Raw genomic sequence first — 23,643 nt, 5'->3', positions numbered from 1 at the left:
TTGTCAGACACCGTGAACTCCGCTGCCATCCCCAACACCTTCGACGAGGAAAAGCCCCGCGACCCCCACTGGTACAAACGCGCGGTCTTCTACGAGGTGCTCATCCGGGGTTTCGCCGACTCCAACGGAGACGGGACAGGCGACATCAAGGGCCTCATCCAGCGGCTCGACTACCTTCAGTGGCTGGGTGTCGACTGTCTGTGGCTGTTGCCCTTGTACGAGTCGCCGCTGCGCGACGGCGGCTACGACATCGCCGACTTCATGAAGATCCTCCCGGAGTTCGGGGACCTCGGGGACTTCGTGAAGCTGGTCGACGAGGCACACAAGCGCGGCATGCGGGTCGTCGCCGACCTGGTGATGAACCACACCAGCGACGCCCACCCCTGGTTCCAGGCCTCCCGGCACGACCCCGAGGGACCGTTCGGCGACTTCTACGTCTGGAACGACTCCGATGAGAAGTACCAGGACGCCCGGATCATCTTCATCGACACCGAGACGTCCAACTGGACCTACGACCCCGTGCGCGGCCAGTACTACTGGCACCGCTTCTTCCACCACCAGCCGGACCTCAACTACGAGAACCCGGCCGTGCAGGAGGCGATGCTGGAGGTCCTGCGCTTCTGGCTCGACCTCGGCATCGACGGTTTCCGCATGGACGCCATCCCCTACCTGTTCGAGGAGGATGGCACCAACTGCGAGAACCTGCCGAAGACCCATGCCTACCTCAAGCGGGTGCGGGCCGAGGTCGACCGCCTCTACCCCGACCGCGTCCTGCTGGCCGAGGCCAACCAGTGGCCATCGGACGTGGTGGAGTACTTCGGCGACCCGGTGGGCGGCGGCGACGAGTGCCACATGGCCTTCCACTTCCCGCTGATGCCGCGCATCTTCATGGCGGTACGACGGGAGTCGCGCTACCCGATCTCCGAGATCCTGGCCCAGACGCCGAAGATCCCGGAGAACTGCCAGTGGGGCATCTTCCTCCGCAACCACGACGAGCTGACGCTCGAGATGGTCACGGACGAGGAACGCGACTACATGTACTCCGAGTACGCCAAGGACCCGCGCATGCGCGCCAACGTCGGCATCCGGCGGCGGCTGGCACCGCTGCTGGAGAACGACCGCAACCAGATCGAGCTGTTCACGGCGTTGCTGCTGTCACTGCCCGGCTCGCCCGTGTTGTACTACGGCGACGAGATCGGCATGGGGGACAACATCTGGCTCGGCGACCGCGACGGCGTCCGCACCCCGATGCAGTGGGACCCCGACCGCAACGCGGGCTTCTCCGACTGCGACCCGGGGCGGCTCTACCTGCCGGTCATCATGGACCCGATCTACGGCTACCAGGCCATCAACGTCGAGGCCCAGCAGAAGAACGGCGGCTCGCTGCTCCACTGGACCAAGCGCATGATCGAGATCCGCAAGCGGCATCCGGTCTTCGGCCTGGGCGAGTTCATCGAGCTGAACTCCTCCAACCCGAGCGTGCTGGCCTTCGTGCGCGAGCTGGGCGACGACCGCATGTTGTGCGTCAACAACCTCTCGCGCTTCCCCCAGCCGGTCGAGCTGGACCTGCGCAGATTCACCGGCGTCTCACCGGTCGAGACCATGGGCGGGGTACCTTTCCCACCGATTGGCGAACTTCCGTATCTTTTGACGCTTCCTGGGCATGGGTTCTACTGGTTCACTCTCCCACCGGCCAGAGCCCAGGAGGAGTAAGACGTGCTGGAGCAGCTCCTTGCCGCATGGCTACCACAGCAGCGCTGGTTCGGCGGCAAGGGGCGCCCGATCGACTCGGTGTCGGTCGACTCCGACGTCGTGCTGGAGCCGGGACTCCAGCACGTGATCTTCGCGGTCTGGCAGGACGGCTCCCGCGAGCGCTACCAGCTCCTGCTCGGCATCCGTGACGAACTCCCGGAAAGGCTGTCGCATGCCCTGATAGGCGTCATCGACGGCAGATACCACTACGACGCGGCACACGACTTCGACCGCACCGGCTGGCTGCTCGACGGCATGGCCCGCGACGCCTCCACCGGCGGCCTGCGCCTGCGCCACGTCCCCGGCGTCACCCTCGACACCTCCCCGCGCAGCCTCGTGCTGGGCGCCGAACAGTCCAACACCTCTCTGGTGTACGGCGACGCGTACATCTGCAAGCTCTTCCGGCGGCTCATCCCCGGCGTGAACCCGGAGCTGGAGATCGTCCGGGCCCTGGCCGCCAGGAACGCGCCGCACATCGCGCAGCCGTACGGGTGGATCGAGGGTGAGCTCGACGGGACCGCGACCACGTTCGCGATCATGCAGGAGTTCCTCGCGACCGCCAACGACGGCTGGGACCTGGCCCTCGCCAGCGTCCGCGACCTGTACGCCATGCCCGAGCCCGTGGCCGAGTCCGGCGAGCGCGTGCTCGCGGCCGAGGCGGGCGGCGACTTCGCCGCCGAGGCGGAACGGCTGGGCGCCGCAACCGCGCGCATCCACGTGGAGCTGGCCGCCGCCTTCCCGACCTCGACCGTGGAGCCGCACGAGATCAAGCGCATGGCCGAGGACTTCCGCCGCCGCCTGGGCCGGGCCGTCGCCGAGGTGCCGGTGCTGCGCGAGCACGCCGGGCCGATCGAGGCCGCCTTCCAGGACCTGGACGAGGTGGCCGTCGAGGTGCCCATCCAGCGCGTGCACGGCGACTACCACCTCGGCCAGGTCATGCGCACGACCACCGAGTGGATCATCCTGGACTTCGAGGGCGAGCCCGGCCAGCCGCTGGGCGAGCGCAAGGCCCTGTCCTCGCCGCTGCGCGACGTGGCCGGGATGCTGCGCTCCTTCGACTACGCCGCCCGCCACCTGCTGGCCGGCCACCCCGAGGCGGACCGCCTGGAGCCCCGGGCCGCCGACTGGTCGGCGCACAACCGGGAGGCGTTCCTGACCGGGTACAAGAGCGGCGGCGGCAACCTGGACGCCACTCAGGAGCCGCTGCTGCGCGCCTTCGAGCTGGGCAAGGCCGTCTACGAGGTGGTCTACGAGGCGCGCAACCGCCCCTCCTGGATCTCCATCCCGCTGGCCGCCTTCGGCTAACGGCCCGGGTGGAGCTCCTCGACGAGGCTCTGCAGGCCCTGGTCCTGGTGCCCGTCGGCGACCCGCTTGTCCACCAGATGCTTGAACGGCGCCAGCAGGTTGCCCTCGATGCCCTGCTCCCGCATGGCCAGCGCGATGCTGTCGAGGGCGACCTTGTTCACGCCCAGGTTGGCCACGTCCGTGCCCCACTGCCCGGCGTCGACCTCCTCCGCCCAGCGGTGCGCCAGTTCACCCATCGCGCGCAACCACGGCACCAGCAGCGTCGAGGCGAAGTCCCGCAGCGGCAGACCGGCCGAGCGCACCAGCGCGAACCCTTGCGTGATGCCCGCGATCTGCCCGTACATACCGGTCAGCATGGCCATGTCCAGCAACGGCGCGAGCCCCGGGTCCGTGTCCACGAACCGCGCTTCGGCCAGCTGACCCAGTGGCTCGGCGAAGCGGTCGAACACCTCCCTGGACCCGCTGTAAAGGATCAGCGCGCCGGGCGCGCCGATCATCTGGGGAACCGCCATCACGCCGCCGTCGAGGTAGCCGGCCCCGCGCGCCTCCGCCCACTCCGCGGTACGGCGGGCCTCCTCGGGCCGCCCGCTGGTCAGGTTGACCAGCGTCACGCCCCGCAGCTCCGTCTGCCCGAGCAGCCCGTGGACGGTGTCGTAGTCGAGGACGCACACGATCACCAGCGATCCCGGCCGGACCGCCTCCGCGAGGTTCGCGGCGCGCCTGGCACCCATCGCGACCAGGGGTTCCGTCTTACTGTCGGTGCGGTTCCATACGGTGACCTCATGCCCGGCCTTGAGCAGGGTCCCGGCCAGCGCGGTGCCCATGAGGCCCAGGCCGACGATCGAAATCTCAGTCATGGCTCCAGCGTGCTGGCGTGGGGTTATGGTCGGCTTCTGAGCGAGTTATGGGGGGATTATGCGGTTCGGGGTGCTGGGGCCCCTGGAGGTGTGGGGGGCCGCCGGGGAGCCGCTCACGGTGCGGGAGGCGAAGGTCCGGCTGCTGCTGGCGGGGCTGCTGGTGCATCGCGGGCGGCCGGTCTCCGCCGACCGGCTGGTCGAGGAGCTGTGGGGCGGGCGGCCGCCGCGTGACGCCCTCGCCGCGCTGCGGGTGAAGGTCTCCCAGCTGCGCGGGGCGCTGGCCGACCGCGACGCGATCAAGTTCCGCGCCGCCGGATACGTGCTCGACGTGCCCGCCGCCGCCGTCGACGCCGAACGTTTCCAGGCGCTGCTCGCCGCGCCCACCCCCGACGCCAGGGCCCGTGCCGACACGCTGGTCCAGGCGCTCGGCCTCTGGCGCGGGCCCGCCTTCGCCGGTCAGTCCGACCACGACGTGGTGCGCCCGGCGGCGGCCAAGCTGGAGGAGCAGCGCCTGTCCGCGCTGGAAGAGCTGGCCGAGCTGCGGCTGACCCTGGGCGAGCCGGTCGAGGTCGCCGACCTGGTCGCCGAACACCCCCTGCGCGAACGGCTGCGCGCCGCGCACATCCGCGCCCTCTACCGGCAGGGCCGCCAGAGCGAGGCCCTGGCCGCCTACGCCGACCTGCGCGAACGCCTGGCCGAAGAGCTGGGCCTCGACCCGTCACCCGAGCTCGCCGACCTGCACGCCCGGATCCTGCGCCAGGACCCGGCCCTGCAGGCGCCCGCGCGCGCCCAGAGCAACCTGCCCGCGCCGCTCACCGACCTCATCGGCCGCGACGGCGCGGTGGCCGAGGTGCGAGCGCTGCTGGCCGACAACCGCCTGGTCACGCTCACCGGTCCCGGCGGCGTCGGCAAGACCCGGCTGGCCCTGGCCGCTGCCGCCGCCTCGGCCCAGTCCTTCCCCGACGGCACCTGGCTGGTGGAGCTCGCGCCCGTGCGCCCGCTGCGCGACGACCGGTGCGTTGCGGCGATCGTGGGCGAGGTGCTCGGGCTGCCCGACCACGGGCACGAGTCCGTCGCCCACCGGGTCGCCGCCGCCCTGGCCGGCAAGCGCGCCCTGCTCGTCCTGGACAACTGCGAGCACGTGGTCGAGCAGGTCGCGCCGCTGACCCGCCGCCTGTTGCAGGCCGCGCCGGAGCTGCGCGTGCTGGCCACCAGCCAGGAGACGCTGCGGGTCAGCGGCGAGAGCGCCTGGAGCGTGCCGCCGCTCGCGCCGGAGGCGGCGATCGAGCTGTTCAGCGTGCGCGCGGGCGGCGGGCTGGCTGGCGACGCCGCGGTGGCCGAGATCTGCGCCCGCCTCGACGGGATCCCGCTGGCGGTCGAGCTGGCCGCCGCGCGGGCGCGCGCTCTGTCACCGCGCCGGCTCGCCGACCGGCTGGACGACCGGTTCCGGCTGCTCAGCAACGGCATGCGGGACGCGCCCGAGCGGCAGCGGACGCTCCGGGCGATGATCGACTGGAGCTGGGACCTGCTGACGGAGCCGGAGCGGCTGGTGTTGCGCAGGCTGGCCGTACACGCTGACGGGTGCACGCTGGAGGCGGCGGAGCAGGTGTGCGCCGAGCCCGGCCACGACGTGCTCGACCTGCTGGCCAGGCTGGTCGACCGCTCGCTCGTGGTGGGCGGGGCGCGGTTCCGGCTGCTGGAGTCCGTCGCCGCCTACTCGGCCGAACGGCTGGCGGAGGCGGGCGAGTCCGACCGGGTACGCCGGCGCCATCTCGACCACCACGTCGCACTGGCCGAGCGGGCCGAACCTCACCTGCGCGGGCATGACCAGCAGCGCTGGCTCGACACGCTCGACACCGAGGCCGCCAACCTGCGCGCGGCGCTCGACACCGCGGCCGCGACGGGGCTGGCTGAGCAGGCGCACCGGCTGGTGCGGGCGCTGGCCTGGTATTGGGTGCTGCGCGGCCGGCTGGGCGAGGCGCGCCGGTCGCTGGAGACGGCGCTGTCGCTGGCCGAGGAGCCGGAGACGCGGATGTGGTGGGCCGGGGTGGCGCTGTCGATGGGCGATCCCGTCGACCTCGATCCGGCCGAGCTGGGCAAGATCGACGATCCCGGGCGACGGGCCAGGCTGGGGTGGTTCCTGGGGATGGCGCTGTTCGGGTTCGAGAGCCCGGAGTGCAGCGACTCGCTGATCGGCCCGGCGCTGGCGACGTTCGTGGAGATCGGCGACGCGTGGGGCGAGGCGGCGGCGCTCAGCGTGCGGGCCAAACGGGCGATGATGCGCGGCGAACTGGCCGAGCTGCGGGCCGACGCCGAGCGGAGCCTGGAGCTGTTCAAGCTCGCCGGTGACCGGTGGGGGCAGACCCGGGCCGCCGAGGTGCTCAGCTCGCTGGCCGAGATCGTCGGCGACTACGCGCGGGCGGCCGAACTGCGGCGCGAGGGGCTGCGGGTGGCCGAGGAGCTCGGGTTGTGGAGCGACGTCACCTCGATCCTGTCCAAGCTCGGGCGGATCGCGCTGCTGGAGGGCGACTACGCGCTGGCCGACGACTACCACGAACGTTCCCGCAGGCGCGCGGTCGAGCAGGCCAACCGGCCGGCGGAGGAGGACGCGGAGGTCGGGCTGGCGCTGTCGGCCCGGCGGCAGGGGCGGCTGGACGACGCCGAGCGGCACCTGCGGCGCTGGCTGGGCTGGGTGCGCGAGGTGGCCGGCGAGCCGGGGGCGGCGCTGATCCTGGCCGAGCTCGGCTTCATCGCCGAACTACGCGGCCACGCCATCCTGACCGCCACAACAGGCCAGGACAGCTCGGGTTTCGGGGTTGATCGGCCTGCTGCCGCGCTGGTGCATGCGGACGTCGCGGTGGCCTCGCATCTCGACGGGCTGGCGGCGGCACGGGCCGTGGGTGATCCCCGGGCGATCGCGCTGTCCCTGGAGGGCGTGGCCGGGGCCAGGGCGCTCCAGGGACGGCATGAGGAGGCGGCGGCGCTGCTCGGACAGGCGACCGCGCTGCGGGAGGGGTCCGGGGCGCCGTTGCCGCCGGGCGAGCGGGGCGACGTGGACCGGATCGCCGCCCACGCGCTGGCGGGGCTGGGCGAGCAGCCCTATATGTCGGCCCGTGCCCGGGGGGCCGCCCTGCCTCTGTCCGACGCCCTCGACCTGGCCTACCGGGCCACCTGATCCGAAACGGGCTGCTTGTCCGAAACGGGCTGCTTGTCCGGGGCGGGCTGATCGTCCGGGGCGGGCTGATCGTCCGAAACGGGGTGCTCGTCCGGGGCGGGCTCCGGCCGAGTGCCCGTCGGCGGGACCATGCGCAGGGCCACGGCCGACAACAGAGCGGCGGCCAGCAGGAGCACGACCCCGGCACCGGCGGCGACGTTGACGCTGGTGGTGAACGCCTCGCGGGCGGCGTTCGCCAGCGCGCTCCCGGCGGCAGCGGGGAGGTCCTGCGCGGCCGACAGGGCCCCGCCCAGCGTGTCGAGCGCGGCCTGCCGGGACACGCCGTCGGGCAGTTCCAGGCTGCCCTGGTAGACGGCGGCGGCCAGGCTGCCGAAGATGGCCAGCCCCAGCGCGCCGCCGAACTCCTGGCCGGTCTCCGACAGCGCGGCGGCCGAGCCGGACTGCTCCGGCGGCGCGGCCCCCACGACCAGGTCGGTGCCGACGACCAGCAGCGGCGAGGCGCCCAGGAAGAACAGCACCTGGCCGCCGACCAGGAGCGTCACACCGCCGCCCGCCTCCACCTGGGTGAGCAGGGCGACTCCGACGGCGCCGACGACCAGCCCGCCACCGGCCACGTACCCGGGACGGATCCTCCTGGTCAGCACCGGCGCGACCATGAAGCCGATGATCACGGCGACGCTCGGCGGCAGCGCCCAGAGCCCCGCCTGCAGCGGGGAAAGGCCCTCGACGAGCTGCAGGTACTGCCCGGCCAGCAGGCCCAGCGGCGGGCCGATCAGGATGACGAGCATCAGCGTCCCGAGCGCGGCGCTGAACCGGCGCTCGGCGAACAGCTTCATGTCCAGCAGCGGGTCGGCGAGCCCGCGCTGCCTGCGGATGAACACGAAGACCAGGGCCAGTCCCGCGACGAGGGTGACGGCGGCCGGCCAGGTGGGGCCGTGCGTGGCGATCTCCTTGACCCCGTAGATGGCCAGGAGCACGGCGGCGACGGAGAGCACCACGCTGGCCAGGTCGACGCGGCCACTGCTCGGCGCGCGGTATTCGGGCAGCAGCAACGGCCCGGCGACCAGCAGGATCACCATGACCGGCACGCCCAGCAGGAACGCCGAACCCCACCAGAAGTTCTCCAGCAACGCCCCGCCGACGACGGGCCCGAGCACCATGCCCGCGGTGAAGCCGGTCATCCACAAGCTGATCGCGGTGGTCCGCTGCGCCGGGTCATGGAACATGTTCCTGATCAGCGACAACGTCGAGGGCATCAGCGTGGCGCCGGCGACGCCGAGCAGGGCGCGCGCGGCGATGAGCAACTCGGCGCTGGGCGCGTAGGCGGCCACCACGGAGGCCGCGGCGAAGGCGGCCCCGCCGATCAGCAGCAGTTTGCGGCGGCCGATCCGGTCGCCGATGTTGCCCATCGTGATCAGAAAGCCGGCGATGAGGAAGCCGTAGATGTCGTTGATCCACAAAAGCTGGGCGGCGCTGGGCCGCAGGTCCTCGGTCAGCGCCGGGACGGCCAGGTGCAGGACGGAGACGTCAATGGAGATCAGCAGGGTCGGCAGGATGAGGACCGCAAGACCGGTCCACTCACGACGACCAGCACGTTTCGTGTTCATGCAAAGGGACGATAAAAGCTCGACTCGACTTGAGGTCAACCTGATATCGGCGATTGCCGGCCGGGACTACACCACAAACCACTACTCTTCGTAGGCATTGTCTAACGAAGGGTAAAGGAGGCGGCATGCGGCGCGTTGTTGTGGTGGCGGCCGCGGCCACCGGAGTCTCGCTGTTCGCCGGCGCGGCCGTACTGCTCACCGGTGAAGACGCCCCGGAAGCCGCGCGGACCGCGCGGACGGCGCCCTCGCCGGGCGATCCGCTGACCCCCGGCGAGATCAGCCGCGCGGGCACGATCGCGACCGGGCCCTCCCAGGAGCACATGAAGGCCGGCCGCGTCGAACTGCTCTACGTCGAGCGCGACGACGACAAGGCCGAGGACGACCGCAGGGCGGAGGCCTACCTCTACGACTACGCCGACGACTCGCTCATCGTGCGCACGGTCGACCTCGGCGACAACAAGATCGTCAGGGAGACCCGGGGCAAGGGCGTGCAGCCGCCGCCCTCGCGCCGCGAGGAGACCACCGCCGCCGAGCTGCTGCTGGCCCACCCCAAGCTCGGCAGGGGCGTGCGGCGCGCCTACGCCAATGCCGCGGGTCGCGAGCTGCGCTCGGCCGCCGACCTGGGGCTGCGCGGGCTCATCTACTCCCAGCCCGGCGGGCCGTGCGCCACCCACCGGTGCGTGCGGCTGTTCGTCCGGCTGCCCGACGGCAAGCACCTCGACACCAGCCGCATCGTCATCGACCTGTCCGCCAAGAAGGTTCACACCCTGGAGTGGTGACTTGTTCCTGCAACTCGCTCTGGCGGTCTTCGTGGCCGCCGCCGGTTCCGTCACACCCCTCGCCTCCGGCGCTGCTTCCGCGGAGCGTCCGTGCGGCTCGCCGTACCTGGTCGACCAGGAGCTTCCCAGCGGGGCGCGCTGGCAGCTGTGCTGGGAGATGCGCACGATCGAGGGGCTGACGCTCAACCGGGTCACGTACGTGCCCAAGGGCTCGCCGGCCGTGAGCGTGCTGCGGAGCGCGGCGCTGGCGCAGATCCACGTGCCGTACGACTCGGGCGAGCCCCGCTACCACGACATCGGCTCGCTGGGCTCGGCGGCGATCCCGCTCACCGACGCCGACTGTCCTGGCGGCGAACGGCGCAAGCAGGTGGTGTGCGTGACGACCAGGCCGCGCGGCCACGCCTACCTCAAGGACGGCTTCGGCGACCCGGATCTGCGCAGGTCGAAGCAGGGACGCGAGCTCGTCGTGCTGTCGGCCTACCAGGTGGGCTGGTATACGTACATCGCCGAGTTCGTGTTCGGCGACGACGGCTCGATCACGCCGCGCGTGGGCGCGACCGGCTCGCTGGCGGGCACGACGACGGCGCCCAAGCACGGCTGGCCGATCGGGGTGGGCAGCAGGCATTTCGAGGAGTCCCACAGCCACAACGTGTTCTGGCGGATGGACTTCGACATCCAGGGCGCCTCCCGCGACGTCGTGGAGCAGTACGACTTCGCGGGAAACAAGACGAAGAAGCGGGCGCTGAAGCGGACCGTGCTACGCCGCGAGACCAAGGCGGTCAACCAGCGGATGCGCTGGTGGCGCGTGGTCGATCCGAAGGTGCGCAACACCGATCGGCACCCGGTCAGCTGGGAGATCAACAACTCCGACAGCGCGCAGTACCGCGGCCCGTCGGACGAGGCGTTCACCCGCGCCGACCTCTACGTGACCCAGTACCGCTCCTGTGAGCGCCTGGCCACCTACAACGTGGCTCCCAGATGCGGCAAGTCCGTCGACCAGTACGCCGGCCGCGAGCGCGTCAAGGACCCGGTGATCTGGGTGAACGTCGGCTACCACCACGTCGCCAGGGACGAGGACGCCGACCCGATGCCGGTCCACTGGCAGGGTTTCCGCATCACGCCACGGGATGTGACGGCGAATAACCCGCATTAACCGCAGTACGGCCGGCCTCCTGCATGGCCGTGATCCTCAGAATGACCGCGATGGCCAGCGCGGCGGCGATCCAGTAGAGCGCGATGCCGACCACGTCGAACCGGGCGGCGCGGGCGAGGTCCTCCGGGTCTTCCCCGGCGAACAGCAGCCGCCCGGCCACGTTCGAGCCCAGCCAGCCGCAGAGCCACGCCAGCCACCAGGCCCACACCAGGCCGGGGCGGCGGGCGTGGATGAGGCCGACGCCCTGGACCCTGCCGGGCGTGGAGACGATCCAGATGTCGTCCACGATCTGCTTGGGGAACCAGAGGTTGACGACGGGCACGAGCCAGCCGAGCACGAGCCACGTGCGCGAGTGCTGGTGGTGCTCGGGGCTGAGCGCCTCGGCGTTGTCGCGGGCGCGAAAGAGCCAGAACAGGAACGCGGCGATGGCGGCCAGGCGGGCGGCCATCTCGACCAGACCCGACCCGGCCCAGATCACGTCCGTCCAGGTCAGCTCGGCCTCAGTGACGGAGAAGGGGTCGGCGGCGACCTGGTCCATGAGCCCGGCGACCCACAGGTCGATGCCGGCCGCGGCCAGGCCGACCACGGAGTCGGCGACGAGCAGGGCGACGGCGAGCGTGGCCGCGCCACGGACGGGTCGCACGCGGCGCATGGGGTTGAGGGGGTGCATGGCGGGTCCTCGTGCGTTCCGGTGGGGGTTGCGTCAGTATGTCGAGTACCTGGGCACCAGGTCATCTGTATTTCGATGCCGTGATTTCGCACTTTCGGGGATTCCCATCGTGAAAGCGGGCAGGGGCTGAGGCAGACGGCCGTTGTAGGGCACTGTGGGGAGCATGCCGATGAGGACAGAGCTCGACCGCCTCGCGGGCGGGGCACATCATGATCCGCATTCCATCCTCGGCGCCCACCCCGGCGGCGGCGGGGTCACCTTCCGTACGCTGCGCCCGCTGGCCGAGCGGGTGGAGGTGGTGCTCGACGACGGCGGTTCGCATGTCATGGAGCACGTGGCGCACGGGGTGTTCGAGGTCATGGTGCCCGGCCTGGACAAGGTGCCCGGATACACATTGCGGATCCGCTATGGGGGCGGCGAGCCGTACGAGACGAAGGACCCCTACCGTTACTGGCCCACGCTGGGCGAGATCGACCTGCACCTGATCGGCGAGGGCCGCCACGAGCGGCTCTGGGAGGCGCTGGGCGCGCGGGTGATGACCCACGAGGAGGCGGAGGGCACCGCCTTCTCCGTGTGGGCGCCCAACGCGCGCGGCATCAGGGTGGTGGGCGATTTCAACCACTGGGACGGGGTTGGGCACCCGATGCGCTCGCTGGGGCGGACGGGCGTGTGGGAGCTGTTCGTGCCGGGTGTGGGGGCCGGGGAGCACTACAAGTTCCAGATCCTCGGGGCTGACGGGGTGTGGCGTGACAAGGCCGACCCGATGGCCCGGCGGACCGAGACGCCGCCGCAGACCGCCTCGGTGGTCGAGCAGTCGCACTACACCTGGGACGACGCGCGATGGATGGACGAGCGCGCCGCCGAACCGGCGCAGCAGCGGCCGATGAGCGTGTACGAGGTGCATCTGGGCTCGTGGAAGCCCGGACTCGGCTATCGCGAGCTGGCCGAACAGCTGACGGACTATGTCAGCGAGATGGGCTTCACGCACGTCGAGTTCATGCCGGTGGCCGAGCATCCCTTCGGCGGCTCCTGGGGCTATCAGGTCACCTCCTATTACGCGCCGACCGCGCGCTTCGGGACGCCGGACGAGTTCCGATACCTCGTCGACCGGCTGCACCAGGCCGGGATCGGCGTCCTGCTCGACTGGGTGCCCGCGCACTTCCCCATGGACGAGTGGGCGCTGGCCCGCTTCGACGGCACCCCGCTGTACGAGCACGCCGACCCCGCCCGCGGCGAACACCCCGACTGGGGCACCTACGTCTTCGACTTCGGCCGCACCGAGGTCCGCAACTTCCTGGTGGCCAACGCGGTCTACTGGCTCAGGGAGTTCCACATCGACGGGCTGCGCGTGGACGCGGTGGCCTCGATGCTCTACCTCGACTACTCGCGCCGCGAGGGCGAGTGGACGCCCAACATGTTCGGCGGGCGGGAGAACCTCGACGCGGTGGAGTTCCTGAAGGAGATGAACGCCGTCGCCTACCGGGAGGCGCCGGGCATCTCGACCGTGGCCGAGGAATCGACCGCCTGGCCGGGCGTCTCCCGGCCGGTTCACCTGGGCGGACTCGGCTTCGGCTTCAAGTGGAACATGGGCTGGATGCACGACACGCTCGCCTACCTCCGGCACGAGCCGATCTTCCGCCAGTACCACCACCATCAGATGACGTTCTCGCTCATGTACGCCTACAGCGAGAACTTCGTGCTCCCGCTCTCCCACGACGAGGTCGTGCACGGCAAGGGTTCGCTGCTCGGCAAGATGCCCGGCGACGAGTGGCAGCGCTTCGCGCAGTTGCGGGCGCTGCTGGCGTTCATGTGGGCGCATCCGGGCAAGCAGCTGCTGTTCATGGGCGGCGAGTTCGGCCAGGGCTCGGAGTGGTCGGAGGAGCGCGGGCTCGACTGGTGGGTGCTGGAGTTCGACGGGCACAAGGGCGTGCAGAAGCTGGTGCGCGACCTCAACGAGGTCTACCGGCGGACGCCGCCGCTGTGGGAGCAGGACTGCTCGCCGGAGGGGTTCCGGTGGATCGACGCCGACGACGCCTCCGGCAACACCTTCTCCTTCGTCCGCTATGCGGCCGACGGGGCCGCGGTGGCGTGCGTGGTCAACTTCAGCGGCTCGCCGCACGAGGACTATCGGCTCGGCCTGCCGTACGGCGGGCGGTGGGAAGAGGTCGTCAACACCGACGCCTTCGAGTACGCGGGCAGCGGCGTGGGCAACCTCGGCGGGGTGGAGGCGGTCGAGGAGTCGCGGCACGGCCTGCCGTACTCGACCGTGCTGCGGGTGCCGCCGCTGGGCGCGGTGTGGCTCCACAGCGAAGGCCGGCCCGCCGCGGAACCCGAGGAGAAGAACGCACCTTAACGGAAGCTCAAGCGAGGCTTAAAAGGGATCTTCACCCATTGCCCCGACAAGCCGGTCATCCTTACGCTTCCCCCCAGCAATCTGAGGCCCCCTCAGCCCCCTGCCAGGCGAGGGGGCCTCAGATTGCGCGCACCACCTCAGGGCTACCTCTGGGCTTGCGGGGCAATTCCCCCTAAACTCCGAGATCATCCCCCATCGGAGGACGAGTGCGACTTCGACGCCTGATCGCGGCAGCGGCCCTGCTCGCCGTACTCCCGGCCACCCCCGCTTTCGCCGACGACCCGCCCCCGGTCTCCGACAAGCTCGAAGAGGGCATCGCCGTCGGCACCGGCCCGGTACGCGCCATCGTCGAGCTGACCGACCCGGCCCAGAACGCCCCGATCGCCAGCGCCGCCGCGCAGAGCGACGTGCAGGTCGTTCTGCAGCCGGCGACGCAGCCGTTCGTGGTCGTGAACGGCACCGCCGAAGAGCTCGCGAAGTTAGCCGAGGACCCCAGGGTCACCGCCGTCCGCCGCGACCGCGCCTACCCGCCCACGCTCTCCTCCAGCCTCAAGCAGATCGGCGCCGACCAGGCGCACGCGCAGGGCTTCACCGGCACCGGCCAGACGGTCGCGATCCTGGACACCGGCATCGACCGCGACCACCCGTTCTTCCAGAACCGCATCGTCGACGAGGCCTGCTTCTCCGCCGTCGACCAGGGCGTGGAGTCGCTGTGCCCGAACGGCTCGACGACGCAGCTCGGCCCCGGCGCGGCCGACGTCGAGATCGACAAGTGCATGCTCGGCGGCGTGAACATCTGCGACCACGGCACCCACGTGGCCGGCATCGCCGCGGGCAGCGGCGGCGTGGCGCCCGGGGCCGGGATCATCGCCGTCCAGGTGTTCAGCCGGATCAACGACGCGGAGGCCTGCGGCGCGCCGTCGTGCCTGGCGGCGTACGAGTCCTCGCTGCGCCTGGCCATGGACCACGTCGCCACGCTGGCCGCCGCCCGCCCGATCGCAGCGGTCAACCTCAGCCTGGGCGGCTGGCCGACGCCGGCCTCCTGCGACACCAGCGAAGAGGGCGCCGCGTTCAAGCCCAAGGTCGACGACCTGCTGGCGAAGGGCGTGGCCACAGTGGTCGCCGCGGGCAACGAGTCCTTCACCGGCGCCTCCTTCCCGGCCTGCGTCTCCTCGACCGTGGCCGTCGGCGCCAACGACGACGGCGACAAGATCGCCGACTTCTCCAACAGCGGGGCCTTGCTGGACCTGTTCGCGCCGGGCGTGGACATCGACTCTTCGGTGCCCGACGACCAGATGACCTCCTACAGCGGGACCTCGATGGCCGCGCCGCATGTGGCGGGGGCGCTGGCCGTATTGAAGGCGCAGAACCCGCAGGCGCCGATGCCGGAGCTGATCGAGAAGCTGAGGACGACCGGCCGCCCCTACACCTACGGCGGTGTCACCACGCCGCGCCTGGACCTGCTGGCCGCCCTGACCGGCGCCACCCCCGGCCCGCCGATCGAACAGACCCCCACGCCCGGAAACCCGGAAGACCCCGACCCGGAGAACCCGGACCCGGGAAACCCCGACCCGGGCCCCAGCGGCCCCTCCCCCGAGCCCCAGCCGGACAACGCCCAGCCCAGCCCCGTCCCGCTGCCCACCGTGACGGTGACCGTGACCGTGAAGGCCACCCCGTCCGCCGCCATCTGCAAGAGGGGTACGGCGAGCAAGAAGCTGACCGCCAAGCAGTGGGCCGTCGAGATCCACCGCAGCAGCGGCACGATCCCGGACGCCACGCTCACCTGCTACCTGCGGATGGCCGGCAAGTCCAGCAAGGTGTTCCCCGAGGTGACCAAGGCCTCGTCGCTCGGCACGGCGTACCGGGTGCTGAAGGGCACGTCAGGCGCACGGGCGAAGCTGGACGCGGCGTTGCTGCGGGGCTGGCTGAACTGGTCGAACGGCACCGGCACCCTCCAGGCCCTCCAGGCGGCGGAGAAGGTCCGCCTGAGCGCCAAGTCCTCGACAGCTCAGCTTACAAAATCCACAAAAACCCTTAAGGCCAGCTAACCATCCGGAACTGCTGATATCCGCATAACGGAGCCATCTCAAACCCCCCAAACCACGCAGGTCCCTCAGTAAGCTCAGGCCCCACGACCATCACATGTGGGGATTTTTCCGGCTGTCATCAGCCAAATCGGCGCATGAGCTATTTGGGGGGCTTTCCAATATCAGAGCTCTGCTTCGGCGCGCCACGCCGCAGACGGCGTCCCACTGCCTCATGCCCGCCCGTGTGTCCGGGCGGGCGCCTACCCTCGGAGGAACAGTGAGACTACGGTCTCTGCTCGCCGGCGCGGTCGCGCTGGCGGCGACCTCGGCCGCCCTCGTGGTGGCCCCGGCCGCCCAGGCGGCCGCCGCTGACCCGGTCGTCAGCGCGGAGTTAAAGCAGGAAGCGAAGACGGAGGCCGTCCGCGCGATCATCGAGCTGGCGCCCGGCGCCAGCGTCCAGGCCGTCGCGGCCGACGCCGAGAAGGCGTCAGCCAAGGCCGACGTGATCGAGAAGGACGCCTCGGCGAAGTTCTTCGTCGCGGAGGTGGACGCGGCGACGCTCACGGCGCTGAAGGACGACAGCCGCATCAAGTCCATCCAGAAGGACGAGCTCAGCGCGGCCACGCTCGACGCCAGCACCAAGCTGATCGGCTCGGACAAGGCGAACGAGGCCGGCTGGACCGGCAAGGGCTACACCGTCGCCGTCCTGGACACCGGCGTCGACAGCGACCACCCCTTCCTCGCGGGGCGGCTGGTCGGCGACGCGTGCTTCTCCACGAAGTTCCAGAACAGCGCCTACAAGTCCGAGTCGCTCTGCCCGAACAGGCAGAACAAGCAGATCGGGCCGGGCGCGGCCAACGCCGAGACCCAGCGGTGCATCGCCGGCGGCGTCAACCAGTGCTCCCACGGCTCCCACGTGGCCGGCATCGCGGCCGGCAAGAAGACCACCGGCGCCCCGGCCAACGGCGTGGCCCCCGAGGCCAAGATCATGCCGATCCAGGTCTTCAGCCGCATCGTCACCGAGAGCGTCTGCCGGGGCTTCGGCATCCCGGCGCCCTGCTACCTCAGCTTCGACTCCGACCAGAAGCTGGCGCTGGAGTACCTGGCGAAGGTCGCCACCGCGAACAACGTCGTCGCGGTCAACATGAGCCTGGGGGGCAACAAGAAGTTCACCGCCCACTGTGACACGGGCGACGCCGCCACCATCAAGCCGAACATCGACGCGCTCGCGGCCCTCGGTGTGGCCACGGTCATCGCCTCAGGCAACTCCTACTTCCAGGACGGCGTCAGCAGCCCGGCCTGCATCTCCACCGCCGTCACCGTGGGCGCCACCGACGACGGCGACGCCGTCGCGCCGTTCAGCAACCGCGGCGCGCTGCTGGACCTGTTCGCGCCGGGCGTCGGCATCAACTCCTCGGTGCCGAACAACACCTACGGCAACAAGAACGGCACCTCGATGGCCGCCCCGCACGTCGCGGGCGCCTTCGCCGTGGTGAAGCAGGCCTACCCGGCCTACAGCCCGGCGCAGATCCTGGCCAAGCTCCACACCACCGGCAAGCCGATCACCTACTCGGCAGAAGGCGGCCCCCAGGTCACCACGCCGCGGATCGACCTGGCCAAGGCCACCCCGCCGAAGCCGACCCAGTCGCCGACCCCGACGCCCACGCCCACGGTGACGCCGACCGTGACGCCGACGCCGACCCCCACGGCCACTGCCACGCCGACGCCCACCCCCACGCCGACCAAGACACCGACCTCGCAGCCGGACCCGGACCCGATCGCGATCGACCCGAACCCGGAGCCGGTCCCCGACACCTGCGAGCGCGGCAAGGGCACCAAGCCGCTCAACTCCAAGGCGTGGGCCACGGAGACGCTGAAGAACAAGGGCTCGCTGTCGGACAAGACGCTGATCTGCTACCTGTCCATCGCGCAGAACGGCAGCAAGGTCTTCCCCGAGGCGACCAAGGCCGACACCCTGGCCCGTGCGTACAAGGTGCTGAACACGAAGTCGAAGGCGGCCAAGGCGCTGCTCGACCGGGAGCTGCTGGCCGCGTGGCTGAACTACGCGCACGGCGTGTACAACTCCTCGGCCAAGGTGCACGGCGCGACCACGCTGAAGCAGGCGATCACGATCGCCGAGAAGCACCGGACCGGCAAGGCGACGACGGCACAGCTGAAGAAGTCGGCCGTCTTCCTTTACCGGCACGTCAACAAGTAAGGACGACTGATCGCCGTCCCTCTCCGGGGTGCCGCCCCGGAGAGGGACATGTCGCTTAGGGTGTGAAATATGGACCCAGGCAAGGCGATCTTCGAAACCGTCGACAGGCTTCGCCAGCGGCGCACCGCCCCGCTGGTGCTGGAGCTCGATCTCACCGAGGGGCTCACCGAAGGGCCCCCGGCGGATCCGCTCTCCGCGCTGCTGTCCATGCGCAAGCCCCGCCTGGCCGACGTACTCGGCGGGCTCAAGCGGGCCAGGCACGACTCGCGGGTCAAGGCGCTGATCGTGAAGATCGGCGGGCAGCCGCTGGGCCTGGCCATGGTCCAGGAGCTGCGGCAGGCGGTCGTCCACTTCCGCGCCTCGGGCAAGCTGACCGTCGCCTTCTCCGAGACGTTCGGCGAGTTCGGGAACGGCACCGTCCCCTACTACCTCGCCTCCGCCTTCGAGCGGGTCTACCTCCAGCCCAGCGGCGACGTGGGACTCACCGGCGTCGCGCTGGAGCAGCGCTTCATCAAGAACGCCCTGGGCAAGCTGGGCATCGCCTACGAAGGCGCGCAGCGGCACGAGTACAAGACCGCGGCCAACATGTTCACCCAGGACCACCTGACCGAGCCGCACCGCGAGTCGCTGGCCCGGATCGCCGAATCGGTGACCGAGCAGGTCGTGGCCGGGATCGCGGACGGGCGGCGGCTGGATCCCGAGAAGGTCCGGGAGCTGGTCGACCGGGGGCCGTTCATCGGGAACGAGGCGGTCGAGGCCGGGCTGGTCGACCGGCTGGCCTACCGGGACGAGGTCTACGACGAGGTCAAGAAGGCCGCGGGCGCCGACTCGATGCTGCTGTTCGTGTCGCGGTACGCGAAGGCGCCGGCCGTACGGAAGCTGCCTCATCCCGGGGCGGACACGGTCGCGCTCGTGCACGGCAGCGGGCCGATCAGGATGGGCCGCAGCGGGCGCAGCCCGCTCGGCGGCGGCGGTGGCGCGATGGGGTCGGACACGATCGCCGCGGCGCTGCGGGCGGCGCGCAGGGACGAGCACGTCAAGGCCGTGGTGTTCCGGGTCGACAGCCCCGGCGGGTCGTATGTCGCCTCTGACACGGTCTGGCGGGAGGTCGTGCTGACCCGCAAGACCAAGCCGGTGATCGTGTCGATGGGTGACGTGGCGGCGTCGGGCGGGTACTTCGTCGCGATGGCGGCCGACGTCATCGTCGCGCAGCCGGGCACGCTGACCGGGTCGATCGGGGTGTTCGGCGGCAAGCCGGTCCTGTCGGAACTGCTGGAGAAGATCGGGGTCAACTCCGAGCTGATCTCCCAGGGGGCCAACGCCGGGATGTTCTCGACGTCCCGGGCGTTCTCCCCGGAGCAGTGGGATCGGGTCAACGCCTGGCTGGACCGTATCTACGATGACTTCGTGGGCAAGGTGGCGACGGGGCGCAAGCTCACCCGCGAACGTGCCCACGAACTGGCCCGCGGCCGTGTCTGGACCGGCGCCGACGCGCTCGACGGCGGCCTGGTCGACGAGCTCGGCGGGCTGGAGGACGCCCTGGTGCTGGCCCGCAAGCGCGCCGGTCTGGCCGACGACGCGCCCGTGCGCACGTACCCCCGCCTGAACCCGCTGGAGCGCCTGCGCGGGCCCGACTCCAGCGAGGACCGCGCCGCGGCACTGACGCGGATGCGCCTGGAGGCCTGGGGTCCGCTCGCCCGGCTCTCCGCCGAACTCGGCCTCCCGCCACAGGGCCCGCTCGCCCTGCCCGCCTGGTACGAGATCCGCTGATCGTCTGAGTGCGGGATCCGCTGATCTTCTGAGTCACGGCGAGATCTTCCGCGTTACGGCAAGGTCTTTCTGAGTTACGGCAAGCCGCCCTCCCACCCCCCGCCGACGTCGGCGGGCGGGTCGGGAGGTGTCGTCAGGCAGTCTGACGGGGTTGCTCGCCGTGACGGCCCACGGAGACCGCCGCGCGGGTCATAAGCGGCAACCGCAGGACGAACCGGGAACGATCCTCGACCCGGAGCGTCCCGCAGTGCCGGGTGGCGATCTCCCGCGCGATCGGCAGCCCGAGCCCGCTGCCGCCCGGGTCCCTGGTCCGCCCTTCGGCGAGCCGGGTGAAGCGCTGGAACACCCGTTCGCGATCGTCGGGCGCGAGCCCGGCGCCGTCGTCGCTGACCTCCAGCACGGCCTGCTCGGCACCGGTGTCGCCGCGCACCACGAGCCGGACGGTGCTGTCGGCGTGCCGGATCGCGTTGTCCAGCAGGTTGACCAGCACGCGGGTGAGCTGCAGCCGGTCGCCCTCGACGACGACGCCGTTCTCCAGGTCGGTCACCAGCTTCTTGGCCGGGTGCCGCCTGGCCAGCTCGTCGCGGGCCAGTTCGGCCAGGTCCACCGGCTCGGGCCGGGGCTCCATCCCGGCGTCCAGCCTGGCGACGGCGAGCAGGTCCTCGACGAGGAGCTGCAGCCGGCCGGCGGCTCGGTCCACGGCTTCGAGCGCGGCGTGTTCGGGACCGCCGCCGCGGGTCTCCATGAGCGCCAGGTCCACCTCGGCGCGCAGGCCGGTGATGGGGCTGCGCAGTTCGTGGGAGGCGTCGGCGACGAAGCTGCGCTGCTGGCTGAGGGCGCCGTCGAGCCGGTCGAGGGTCTGGTTCACGGTGATGGCGAGGGCGGCGATCTCGTCGTGGCGGCCGGTTTCGGGCACGCGGCGGTGGGGGTGGCTGCCGGTGATCTCCTCCAGCTCGGCGGTGATCGCCTCGACGGGCTTGAGCGCGCGGGCGACCAGTATCCACGTCAGCACCATCACCCCGGCGGTGCCGAGTGCGGCGGCGACGAGCAGGCCGAGCAGGGCGGGCCAGTCGTAGAGGTAGCCGGGTTTGGGGGTGGCGACGTAGACGGACAGGTCGGAGGCGGCTCCCTCCGGGGTGATGGTGAAGCCGACCGTGATGAGCTCGCGGCCGTCGCGCTGGACGACGCCGTCCCAGCGGAAGTCGTCCTTGGGCGGGAGTTGCGTGGTCAGTGGCGGCTGCCCGGCCAGGTCGGGGGTGCTGCCGAGCACTTTCCCGCCCTCGGCGACCACCTGGACGCTCTGGCCGCTGACCGACGGGATCGGGTTCGGCAGCGCGTTCTCGCTCGCCATGATGGCCAGCCGCCGGGCCGCGGTCGCCAGTTGGTCGGTCACGCCGTCGATCTCCGAGCGATATCCCTGGACTGCCAGACCGGTACACAACACCAGGCCGAGGACTGTGGACACCAGCCCGGCGATGACGCAGCTGCGCGCGCGAAGGCTCACGCGTTACCCCCCTTTGTGCGTTTTGAGGTAACGCCTACTGGCGAGTAAAGCTTCCGGATATATCAGTATTTGCCCAGGTCAGGAAGGTCCCATTCGCGCCGATCCTTCGGCCTGCCCGCCAGATCCGACATCAGGTAAAGACTCGAAGTCAGGACGCGAAGAAGGCGCGCAGCGCCGGAGCGAGGGCGGCGGCGTCGACGTTGTGCGGCTGCCCGGCCAGCGTCTCGCGGCGCGCGGCGGGAAGGGCTGCGGCGAGGGCCTCGGCGGAGTTCGTGGCCCACGGCATCGTGCCGCCGTCGAGGACCAGGGTCGGGATCGCCACCCCGGCCATACGCTCGGCGGACAGGGAGAAGTCGCCGACGACCATGGCGTCGTAGATCAGGGTGTGGGCGGCCTTCTCCATGCCGGGCCACATCGGCATGCCGCGCATCGGGGTGACGAACTCGGCCGGCAGCCCGACAGCGGCGGTCAGGAACAGCTCCACCATGTCGCCCCTGCGCCCCTGCTCGCGCAGCGCGACGAGCCGGTCGAGGTAGTCGGCGGGCACCGGCGGGCGGGAGTCGTCGACGATGTACGGGGCCTCCCAGACGGCCAGCTTGGTGATGGGAAGGCCGTTCAGCACCGCCTCCAGCCCGATGATGCCGCCGCCGGAGGAGCCGAACACGTACGCCTGACCGCCGGCCTCCCGGATGACGGCGTCGAGGTCCTGGTAGACGCGCTCGACGGTGAACGGCTCGGTGTCGCCGCTCTCGCCGGAGCCGCGCCGGTCGTAGTTGTATACCGTGAACGAGTCGGCCAGCAGGCCGGCCAGCGGCGCGTTGACGGAGCGGTCGGTGGCGCCGCCGCCGCCGATGATGACCAGCGCGGGCCCCTCACCGGTCCGGTCGTAGGCGAGGGTGGTGCCGTCCTGGGAACGCACGGTGCTCATGGTGTTCTCCCTGTCTGGGGGTCGCTTGCCTCCAGTGTTCTACCGACAAACAAAGTTGTCAAGAACAAAAAACCTTTCGGTGAACGGCATGCGGCCTCCCAGCCGGGGATCGGGAAGAAGGGTCAGACCGGGCGGTAGCGGCCGCGCAGCCGTACCAGAGGGTCGAATGTGGGGGTCACGTAGTCGACGGCGAGCACCGCCGCCACGAACAACGTGTGGTCGCCCGCCGGAATCACCCGGACGGTCTCCAGTTCCAGCGCGGCCACCCCGCCCCCGACGATCAGCGCGGAGGTACGCGGCCCGCGGTGGTGCGGCACACCGGCCACCAGATGCCGCGCCGACGGGCGCCCGGCGGTGGCGAACCGGCTGGCGACGGCCGCCTGCCCCGACGACAGCAGGGAGGCGGCCCAGAGGTCCTGGCGCAGCAGTACCTCGGCCAGGTAGCCGCGGCTGGTCAGGGAGACCAGCACCAGCGGCGGGTCGGCGGAGACCGACATGAGGGCGGACACCGTGACCCCGAGGTCGTCGCGGTCGTCACGAACGGTGACGACCGCGACGCCGGCGGCCAGTTGGGCCATCGCCTCGGTGAACTCGCTCAAGCTCAGCCGAGCCCGTTGGCCGACAGCCACTCCTTGGCCACGGTGGCCGGCTCGTCCTTGTTGACGGAGATCTTCGTCATCATCTCGACCAGCGACTGCGTGGTGAGCTTGGCCGAGACCGCGTCGAGCGTGGTCTTGATCGTGTCGGTCGTGCCCGCCTTGAAGACCAGCGGGGTGACGTTCTGGGCGGGGAAGATGTTCTTCGGGTCCTCGAGCGGGACCAGCTTGTTGGCGATGATCTTGGGGTCGGTGGTGAAGACGTTGCCGGCCTGGATCGTGCCGTCCTTGATGGCGTCCGCGGTGGTGGGGCCGGTGGGCTTCCACTCCTTGAACTCCAGGCCGTAGACCTCCTTGAAGCGGGCCTCCCAGCGCTTCTTGAACTCCGGCGGGCCGCCGACGACCATGTTCTTCGACACCTTGGCCAGGTCCTCGATCGACTTCAGCGAGTCCTTCGTCGCCGACGCCTCGGAGACCGACAGGCTGTCCTTGTCCTCGGCGGGCGAGGAGGTGAGGATCTCCAGCGTGTCGGGCAGCTTCTCCTTCAGCGCCGTGTCCACGTCGGCGGTGGTGCCGGCCGTGGTCTTGGGGTCGATGAAGGCCAGCAGGTTGCCGTTGTACTCGGGCACGATGGTCAGGCCGCCGGCCTTGACCTGGTCGTAGACGACCTCGCGGCTGCCGATGCGCGGCTTCTCCTCGACCTGGACGCCCTTGGCCTCAAGCGCCTGCGCGTAGATGGAGCCGAGCAGGACGCTCTCGTCGAAGTCGAACGAGCCGATGATGGCCTTGCCGCCACCGGCGGGCGCGCTGCTGGCGGCGCCGCTGGGCTGGGCGCTCGTGGTGTCGAGCGGGTTGCCTCCCGAGCCGGAGGATCCGCAAGCGGCCAGGGCGAGTCCGGCCGACAGCAGCACCGCAGCGGTGCTGAACATGCGTTTCATCAATATTTCCC

16 protein-coding genes are annotated in these 23,643 nt (G+C 70.8%); 9 read left to right on the top strand and 7 right to left on the bottom strand.

All coding sequences use genetic code 11. The features are described 5' to 3' along the window. Together treS and HNR40_RS44545 are read left to right on the top strand one after the other, a co-directional pair. Positions 1-1,713 carry a maltose alpha-D-glucosyltransferase gene (gene treS / locus HNR40_RS44550; protein WP_221341582.1) on the top strand — a complete coding sequence of 571 codons (1,713 nt, stop codon included), beginning with the start codon at positions 1-3 and terminating at the stop codon, positions 1,711-1,713. A 3-nt stretch (positions 1,714-1,716) separates the two neighbouring features. Next, positions 1,717-3,057 carry a maltokinase N-terminal cap-like domain-containing protein gene (locus tag HNR40_RS44545; protein WP_184972693.1) on the top strand — a complete coding sequence of 447 codons (1,341 nt, stop codon included), beginning with the start codon at positions 1,717-1,719 and terminating at the stop codon, positions 3,055-3,057. On the opposite strand, the gene HNR40_RS44540 is transcribed toward HNR40_RS44545, so the two are convergent. Further along, positions 3,054-3,914 carry an NAD(P)-dependent oxidoreductase gene (locus HNR40_RS44540; RefSeq protein WP_221341581.1) on the bottom strand — a complete coding sequence of 287 codons (861 nt, stop codon included), beginning with the start codon at positions 3,912-3,914 and terminating at the stop codon, positions 3,054-3,056. The genes HNR40_RS44545 and HNR40_RS44540 overlap by 4 nt on opposite strands. Positions 3,915-3,972: 58 nt before the next feature. Here HNR40_RS44540 and HNR40_RS44535 point away from each other — a divergent pair, with 58 nt between their 5' ends. Further along, positions 3,973-7,089 carry an AfsR/SARP family transcriptional regulator gene (locus HNR40_RS44535; RefSeq protein ID WP_184972691.1) on the top strand — a complete coding sequence of 1,039 codons (3,117 nt, stop codon included), beginning with the start codon at positions 3,973-3,975 and terminating at the stop codon, positions 7,087-7,089. Here HNR40_RS44535 and HNR40_RS44530 read toward each other — a convergent pair. Further along, positions 7,074-8,696 (bottom strand): MFS transporter, encoded by a 1,623-nt coding sequence (locus tag HNR40_RS44530; RefSeq protein WP_184972690.1) that lies wholly within the window; start codon positions 8,694-8,696, stop codon positions 7,074-7,076. The two genes, HNR40_RS44535 and HNR40_RS44530, sit on opposite strands and share 16 nt — an antisense overlap. A gap of 125 nt (positions 8,697-8,821) precedes the next feature. On the opposite strand from HNR40_RS44530, the gene HNR40_RS55600 reads away from it, so the two are divergent. Together HNR40_RS55600 and HNR40_RS44525 are read left to right on the top strand one after the other, a co-directional pair. Beyond that, positions 8,822-9,475, top strand: a complete 654-nt coding sequence (locus HNR40_RS55600) for a hypothetical protein (RefSeq protein WP_246510413.1) — start codon at positions 8,822-8,824, stop codon at positions 9,473-9,475. A gap of 1 nt (position 9,476) precedes the next feature. Beyond that, positions 9,477-10,628 (top strand): copper amine oxidase, encoded by a 1,152-nt coding sequence (locus tag HNR40_RS44525; RefSeq protein WP_246510411.1) that lies wholly within the window; start codon positions 9,477-9,479, stop codon positions 10,626-10,628. Here HNR40_RS44525 and HNR40_RS44520 read toward each other — a convergent pair. Next, positions 10,591-11,298, bottom strand: coding sequence for a DUF4328 domain-containing protein (locus HNR40_RS44520; protein WP_221341580.1), 708 nt, complete (start codon positions 11,296-11,298; stop codon positions 10,591-10,593). The two genes, HNR40_RS44525 and HNR40_RS44520, sit on opposite strands and share 38 nt — an antisense overlap. Before the next feature lie 169 nt (positions 11,299-11,467). On the opposite strand from HNR40_RS44520, the gene glgB reads away from it, so the two are divergent. The 4 genes from glgB to sppA all read left to right on the top strand — a co-directional run bounded on the left by glgB (position 11,468) and on the right by sppA (position 19,666). Continuing rightward, positions 11,468-13,651 carry a 1,4-alpha-glucan branching protein GlgB gene (gene glgB / locus HNR40_RS44515; RefSeq protein ID WP_184972684.1) on the top strand — a complete coding sequence of 728 codons (2,184 nt, stop codon included), beginning with the start codon at positions 11,468-11,470 and terminating at the stop codon, positions 13,649-13,651. Positions 13,652-13,857: 206 nt separating this feature from the next. Beyond that, a complete protein-coding gene (locus HNR40_RS44510) occupies positions 13,858-15,699 on the top strand; it encodes a S8 family peptidase (protein WP_184972682.1) in 1,842 nt (613 codons plus the stop codon). 256 nt (positions 15,700-15,955) lie between these two features. After that, positions 15,956-17,896, top strand: coding sequence for a S8 family peptidase (locus HNR40_RS44505; protein WP_184972679.1), 1,941 nt, complete (start codon positions 15,956-15,958; stop codon positions 17,894-17,896). A gap of 69 nt (positions 17,897-17,965) precedes the next feature. After that, the gene (gene sppA, locus HNR40_RS44500) at positions 17,966-19,666 is read left to right on the top strand and encodes a signal peptide peptidase SppA (protein WP_184972677.1); all 1,701 of its coding nucleotides are present in this window, start codon (positions 17,966-17,968) and stop codon (positions 19,664-19,666) included. Between the two features lie 133 nt (positions 19,667-19,799). Here the strand turns inward: sppA and HNR40_RS57640 are convergent, their stop codons facing one another. The 4 genes from HNR40_RS57640 to HNR40_RS44480 all read right to left on the bottom strand — a co-directional run bounded on the left by HNR40_RS57640 (position 19,800) and on the right by HNR40_RS44480 (position 23,632). Beyond that, the gene (locus tag HNR40_RS57640; RefSeq protein ID WP_184972675.1) at positions 19,800-21,170 is read right to left on the bottom strand and encodes a sensor histidine kinase; all 1,371 of its coding nucleotides are present in this window, start codon (positions 21,168-21,170) and stop codon (positions 19,800-19,802) included. A 148-nt stretch (positions 21,171-21,318) separates the two neighbouring features. Continuing rightward, on the bottom strand, positions 21,319-22,098 hold the full coding sequence (locus HNR40_RS44490) for an alpha/beta fold hydrolase (protein ID WP_184972673.1): 780 nt from the start codon (positions 22,096-22,098) through the stop codon (positions 21,319-21,321). A gap of 122 nt (positions 22,099-22,220) precedes the next feature. Next, positions 22,221-22,697: a flavin reductase family protein gene (locus HNR40_RS44485; RefSeq protein WP_246510402.1), complete on the bottom strand. Its 477-nt coding sequence runs from the start codon at positions 22,695-22,697 to the stop codon at positions 22,221-22,223. A 2-nt stretch (positions 22,698-22,699) separates the two neighbouring features. Next, positions 22,700-23,632 (bottom strand): ABC transporter substrate-binding protein, encoded by a 933-nt coding sequence (locus tag HNR40_RS44480; protein WP_184972671.1) that lies wholly within the window; start codon positions 23,630-23,632, stop codon positions 22,700-22,702. Positions 23,633-23,643 lie beyond the last annotated feature (11 nt).

The organism is Nonomuraea endophytica (assembly GCF_014203235.1).
GTDB lineage: Bacteria > Actinomycetota > Actinomycetes > Streptosporangiales > Streptosporangiaceae > Nonomuraea > Nonomuraea endophytica.
The sequence above is the reverse complement of the archived record's forward strand: the minus strand, read 5'-3'. Positions and strand labels throughout refer to the sequence as shown.